This is a genomic window from Mesorhizobium sp. M2A.F.Ca.ET.067.02.1.1 (assembly GCF_004023285.1).
In the GTDB taxonomy this organism is placed as follows: domain Bacteria; phylum Pseudomonadota; class Alphaproteobacteria; order Rhizobiales; family Rhizobiaceae; genus Mesorhizobium.
Genome location: NZ_RZSB01000112.1, coordinates 5001 through 11419 on the forward strand (window position 1 = coordinate 5001; position 6419 = coordinate 11419).

Annotated in this window: 3 protein-coding genes, 1 tRNA gene and 2 rRNA genes (1 of these 6 only partly in view); 4 read left to right on the forward strand and 2 right to left on the reverse strand. The window is 57.8% G+C overall.

Going from position 1 to position 6419, the window contains the following annotated elements; all coding sequences use genetic code 11:
- The 3 genes from EOA28_RS11355 to EOA28_RS11365 form a co-directional block, all read left to right on the forward strand.
- A 23S ribosomal RNA gene (locus EOA28_RS11355) occupies window positions 1-2216 on the forward strand; it begins 608 nt to the left of the window's first position.
- A 287-nt stretch (window positions 2217-2503) separates the two neighbouring features.
- Window positions 2504-2618: ribosomal RNA gene (gene rrf / locus EOA28_RS11360) — 5S ribosomal RNA — on the forward strand.
- A gap of 230 nt (window positions 2619-2848) precedes the next feature.
- A tRNA-Met gene (locus tag EOA28_RS11365) sits at window positions 2849-2925 on the forward strand.
- A 226-nt stretch (window positions 2926-3151) separates the two neighbouring features.
- On the opposite strand, the gene EOA28_RS11370 is transcribed toward EOA28_RS11365, so the two are convergent.
- Entirely contained in the window at window positions 3152-4507 is a 1356-nt protein-coding gene (locus EOA28_RS11370; RefSeq protein ID WP_127250393.1) for a glutamine synthetase family protein, read from the reverse strand.
- A 420-nt stretch (window positions 4508-4927) separates the two neighbouring features.
- On the opposite strand from EOA28_RS11370, the gene EOA28_RS11375 reads away from it, so the two are divergent.
- Complete coding sequence (locus EOA28_RS11375; protein ID WP_128314896.1) at window positions 4928-5770, forward strand: DUF4238 domain-containing protein; 843 nt, start codon at window positions 4928-4930, stop codon at window positions 5768-5770.
- 189 nt (window positions 5771-5959) lie between these two features.
- On the opposite strand, the gene EOA28_RS11380 is transcribed toward EOA28_RS11375, so the two are convergent.
- On the reverse strand, window positions 5960-6419 hold a 460-nt coding region (locus tag EOA28_RS11380; protein ID WP_148670686.1), incomplete at its 5' end, for a GntR family transcriptional regulator.

The window sequence follows — 6419 nt, forward strand, 5'->3', positions numbered from 1 at the left end:
CGCAAGGGTGACCACGTACCTTTTGTATAATGGGTCAGCGACTTAGTGTGACGAGCAAGCTTAAACCGGTAGGTGTAGGCGCAGCGAAAGCGAGTCTGAACAGGGCGTTCAGTTCGTCGCATTAGACCCGAAACCGAGTGATCTAGCCATGAGCAGGCTGAAGGTAAGGTAACACTTACTGGAGGGCCGAACCCATAACTGTTGCAATAGTTCGGGATGACTTGTGGCTAGGGGTGAAAGGCCAATCAAACTCGGAAATAGCTGGTTCTCCGCGAAATCTATTTAGGTAGAGCGTCGACCGAATACCCCAGGGGGTAGAGCACTGGATGGGCTAGGGGTCCTCACCGGATTACCAAACCTAACCAAACTCCGAATACCTGGGAGTACTAGTCGGCAGACACACGGCGGGTGCTAACGTCCGTCGTGAAAAGGGAAACAACCCTGACCTACAGCTAAGGTCCCCAAGTTATGGCTAAGTGGGAAAGGATGTGAGGATCCCAAAACAACCAGGATGTTGGCTTAGAAGCAGCCATCATTTAAAGAAAGCGTAACAGCTCACTGGTCTAAATAAGGGTCTTTGCGCCGAAAATGTAACGGGGCTAAAGCCATACACCGAAGCTTAGGGTTCGTGAGCAATCACGAGCGGTAGCGGAGCGTTCTGTAAGCTGATGAAGCCGTACCCGTGAGGGGCGGTGGAGGTATCAGAAGTGCGAATGCTGACATGAGTAACGTAAGGGGAGTGAGAGACTCCCCCGCCGAAAGACCAAGGGTTCCTGCTTAAAGTTAATCTGAGCAGGGTTAGCCGGCCCCTAAGACGAGGCGGAAACGCGTAGTCGATGGGAACCACGTTAATATTCGTGGGCCTGGAGGTAGTGACGGATCACACAAGTTGTCCAATCTTATCGGATTGAACGGGCAGCGGAGTGGTTCCAGGAAATAGCTCCTCCTTATAGACCGTACCCGAAACCGACACTGGTGGTCAGGTAGAGTATACCAAGGCGCTTGAGAGAACTATGCTGAAGGAACTCGGCAAATTGCACGCGTAACTTCGGAAGAAGCGTGACCCTTTTCTGCGCAAGCAGGGGAGGGTGGCACAGACCAGGGGGTAGCGACTGTTTATCAAAAACACAGGGCTCTGCGAAGCCGCAAGGCGACGTATAGGGTCTGACGCCTGCCCGGTGCTGGAAGGTTAAGAGGAGGGGTGCAAGCTCTGAATCGAAGCCCCAGTAAACGGCGGCCGTAACTATAACGGTCCTAAGGTAGCGAAATTCCTTGTCGGGTAAGTTCCGACCTGCACGAATGGCGTAACGACTTCCCCGCTGTCTCCAGCATAGACTCAGTGAAATTGAATTCCCCGTGAAGATGCGGGGTTCCTGCGGTTAGACGGAAAGACCCCGTGCACCTTTACTATAGCTTTACATTGGCATTCGTAGTGGCATGTGTAGGATAGGTGGTAGGCTTTGAAGCCTGGGCGCCAGCTCAGGTGGAGCCACCCTTGAAATACCACCCTTATTACTATGGATGTCTAACCGCGGCCCGTTATCCGGGTCCGGGACAATGTATGGTGGGTAGTTTGACTGGGGCGGTCGCCTCCTAAAGAGTAACGGAGGCGCGCGATGGTGGGCTCAGAACGGTCGGAAATCGTTCGCTGAGTGCAATGGCATAAGCCTGCCTGACTGCGAGACTGACAAGTCGAGCAGAGACGAAAGTCGGTCATAGTGATCCGGTGGTCCCGCGTGGAAGGGCCATCGCTCAACGGATAAAAGGTACGCCGGGGATAACAGGCTGATGACCCCCAAGAGTCCATATCGACGGGGTTGTTTGGCACCTCGATGTCGACTCATCGCATCCTGGGGCTGGAGCAGGTCCCAAGGGTATGGCTGTTCGCCATTTAAAGCGGTACGTGAGTTGGGTTCAGAACGTCGTGAGACAGTTCGGTCCCTATCTGCCGTGGGTGTAGGAATATTGAAAGGATCTGTCCCTAGTACGAGAGGACCGGGATGGACGGATCTCTGGTGGACCTGTTGTGGCGCCAGCCGCATCGCAGGGTAGCTATATCCGGACGGGATAACCGCTGAAGGCATCTAAGCGGGAAACCCACCTTGAAACGAGTATTCCCTGAGAACCGTGGAAGACGACCACGTTGATAGGCCGGGTGTGGAAGAGCGGCAACGCTTGAAGCTTACCGGTACTAATAGTTCGATAGGCTTGATCGTTCTCATTACTTATATCCATCAAGGCGCAATCCGAAGGATTGTCGCCATTCTCACTCACGCTTGTTCCGCCCTTCGGGCGGCGCTACGTGGGTGCGGCGCATCGGCGCCGACGGTCGGTCGACCTTGCGAAGCTTCGCTTCGAAAGGCGCCGGGCTGAAATGAACATCCAGGGCACAACAAAGACCAGCGAATAGCTTGGAAAGCAGCAAATAGGGTCCCCTATTGGCTACTCACTATCGGCTATTCGCTCAAAAAAAGCTTCTCGATTTGAACATGCGTTTTGCCGACCTGGTGGTTATGGCGGAGCGGCTGCACCCGATCCCATTCCGAACTCGGCCGTGAAACGCTCCAGCGCTGATGGTACTTCGTCTCAAGACGCGGGAGAGTAGGTCGCTGCCAGGTCTGCCAAGCGCATGTTCACCCTCACATCCGGATCAAAAACCCGGATCGAGCTAAATCTTCTCTCTACGATAAAGGCCCGCCAACGGGACCACGGGCCGCGAAAGCGGCCCTTTCATTTGGTGAGCCATCTACCTATCTGTAGGCCAGCCTATTCCCAGGCTTGCGCTTACGTCCAACAACGCAAGCAAACGCTTGCTCGTAGTCGCAAGCAAACGCTTGCTCGTAGGTGACGCGGGGTGGAGCAGCCCGGTAGCTCGTCAGGCTCATAACCTGAAGGTCACAGGTTCAAATCCTGTCCCCGCAACCAAACAAACGCCCGCGAAAGCGGGCGTTTTGCTTTTTGGTGCCCGTCGCCGGATTGGAGCAGAAGGCAAATCCTGTTCCGCAGTCACTGATACGAGCACCCCGCGAGCCCAACTCGGAGATTTCCCTTTTATCGCCCTTCCAGCCGTTCGCTGCTTGATCCAACCGAGGATCTTGCAGTTCCCATAGAGTACCGGCCGCTCTCCTGCCCGCACTTCAGCTTGCCGGCGTCAAACGCTCTCGAGATAGGTCTCGATCTCGAAGTCGCTGACATTCAGCGCGAACGTGTTCAGTTCCTGGCGCTTGCAGGCGACAAAGGCGTCGCGCAGCACGTCCGGGAAGATCTCGGCGACACGCGGGCCAGCCTCGAAGGCGGCGATCGCCGAAGCCCAGTCCGGCGGCAGCTTAGCGAGCGTCAGCCCCTGGCCTTCGCCGCCGGTCGGCTCGCCGGGCGAGAGCTGGCGCTCGATGCCGATCAACGCCGCGCCGAGGATCGCCGCCAGCACCAGATAGGGATTGGCATCGGCGCCGGAGACGCGATGCTCGATGCGGCGCGCAGCCGAAGGTCCGCCTGGAATGCGGATCGCCACCATGCGGTTCTCGTAGCCCCAGGCGACGGCGGTCGGCGCGTAGGATCTCGGCCGCAGCCGGCGGTAGGAATTGAAATGCGGCGCGAATACCAGCGTGCTTTGCGCCATCGCGTCAAGCAGGCCACCGACCGCGTGGCGCATTGTTTCGGAGCCCTGGTCGGAACCGTCGTCGAAGATGTTGCGGCCCTGCCTGTCGAGCACGCTGAAATGGACATGGAAACCGTTGCCGGCGCGCTCGCCATAGGGCTTGGCCATGAAGCAGGCGGCGAAGCCATGCTTGCGGGCGATGCCCTTCACGGTACGCTTGAAAAGCACCGCATCGTCGGCTGCGCGCAAGGCGTCGGGCACATGGTTCAAATTGATCTCGAACTGGCCGACGCCGTTCTCGGCAATCGCAGTGTCGACCGGAATGTCCTGCATGCGGCAGGCTTCGTAGATATCGTGGATGAAGGCTTCGAAATCGTCGACCTCGTCGATCGAGAGCGCGGCGTCGGAATCGAGGCGCCTGCCGGTGACCGGCGAGACGGGGCCGACTGGCCGCTGCGAGGTCGGATCGACAAGATAGAATTCGAGCTCGGTCGCGGTGACGGGCGTCAGGCCGAGCGCGGCGTAGCGGTCGAGGATGCGGGCCAGCGCGCGGCGCGGATCGCCGAGATAGGGCGCGCCGCCGTCATCCGCCAGCCAGAGCGGCAGAAGCGCGGTCGGATGGGCCGTCCAGTTGACCGGCAGTATGCCGCGTCCGGTCCAGTGGCAAAGCCCGTCGGCGTCGCCGGTCGAGAAGACCTGGGCGTTGCCTTCGATGTCCTCGCCCCAGATGTCGAGGCCGATGGCCGAATAGGGCATGCGCAGCTTGCCTTTGAGCGCCTTGCGCGCCTGCTCGACCGGAATGCGCTTGCCGCGCATGATGCCGTTCAGGTCGCACACCGCCGCCCGCAGGCTCTGGATGTCCTTCCTGCTTTCAAGCCAGTTCAAAACGTCCGTGATTGCGTCGCTCAATTTCCAGCCCCTTTTTAGGTGCTGTAGCCCTTGCAGGCTACGATATCCAATTTTCAGCTTGTGAGTTTACGAAGGCCGCATCGGCTGGCGCCGAAAGGCTTTTCTTCATCTTTTCAAGTCACTAGCTGGGATATCGGGCGGCATTTTCCGGTTCATTTTCGCGATCTGCGATCGCAGCATAGCGATATGGTCAGCGAAAGCCAAGCCGGATTCGGCGTGTCGTCATCTTAGCTACCCGCGATTGATCGCGCAGTTACGCTGATAGCAGCGTCCTCATGCTATCGAGCAAATGGGCTCAATATTCCACTGCCCCCGGGTCCCCGTGAGCACCTGGGTCTAGTCTTGATCGCTGGTTAATAGAGCGCTCATGGTATACTCGGTCTGAAATAATGGTTCTGCCTCGCGTGATTTTCGTTCACAATGAGTAATCCAAAAGGTCAACACTTTATTCCGCGCTTGCATCTCCAGCACTTTGCTGGGGTGCAGCCGAAAGGTCACGTCTGGACATATACGAAGGCCGACGGCAAGAAATTTTCCCGCATGCCCGAAGAGACGGCCAAGCAAACTCATTTCTATTCCGTTGAAGCGCCGGATGGCAGTTATGACCTTCGCATCGAAGAAATGCTGGATGCGGCTGATCAACGGCAAGATTCCGGAGCACCAGGACAAGATGGACATGGCGCAGTCTCGGATCGAAAGCACGTGCGCTCCAATCTACTCCTAGCCGTGATGGTGGTGCGTACACCTGGTTCCAGGAAAGACGCGGCCGAGATGGTTGGCCGCATGATTCAGATTCGGAACTATGCGACTGGTGTACACGACCGGGCCTTCAATTCGCTGGTGCATCGGATCGAGCAGGGCGAAGGCAGGCAGCTTACCGAAGAGAGCAGAACTTCCCTTCGGAGGAGCCTGATTGACCCTAGCGGCTACCGGCTCGAACTGGGGAAGGAGTGGGCGTTGCAGCACCTCACTGCTGCCGACAAGCTGACACCCGTACTTTTCCAGATGCGTTGGCGGACCATTGGGGCCGCTCAGGGTTTCTTTATCACCAGCGACGACCCGGTTGTTCGTTGGGTAGAACCTAAGACTTGGCACCCGATTTACGGCGACCACGGCTATCTGAACAAGACAGCCGTTGTGACCTTTCCATTCACACCGAAGGTCATGCTGGCAATGAGCTGGGAGGACGAAGGCGCCAATGCCTTCGCGGGTAGGCGAGGCGTAGATAGGCTGAATAGACTGCGTGCATTGCAGGCGGATTAGTACCTTTATGCTCATCTCGATCACGAGGTCATCAGGCGTATGGCAGTCGCGACCAAAGGCTCGCGTCCACGTATGACGACTGAGGGCTTCGGACCTAAGAAGTTTGCTGCGACGACTTTACGGCGAAGTCGAGCAAATCGGCCGAGTTGAGGAAGTGCCGAGAATCATCGAACAACCCGCCTGCTTACTCTAGTGGCGCATCTCCGGAAACTTCACCTGCCCGAGGATATGCGTGGCGCCCTCCTCGATGTCACGCACGATCGCCCGACGCGCCCGCTCGCCGTCGCCGGCCTCGATCGCCGCCACGACCTCCTCATGGTAGTCGATACCCAGAATGCCGGCGAGATCATCCTCGAAACCGATATGCAGGTTTCGCAGGAAAGGCCCAACCTGCATCCACACCGTCTCGATGAGGAAGATCATCTGTTCGTTGCCGCAATGGCGATAGACCCCGAATTTGAAGTCGTGGTTCTTGCGCAGATAGTTTTCGATGCCGCCATTGCGGGCGGCCTCGGTGAGTTCGGCGCAGTGGCGCCGGATCGCGCGCAGATTGTTGCCGTTGATGCGTTTCGTCGCGAGCTCGGTCGCGGTGCCCTCGAGGATGGTGCGCACCGCGGTCAATTGCGAGAAGCGATCGGCGGAGATCAGA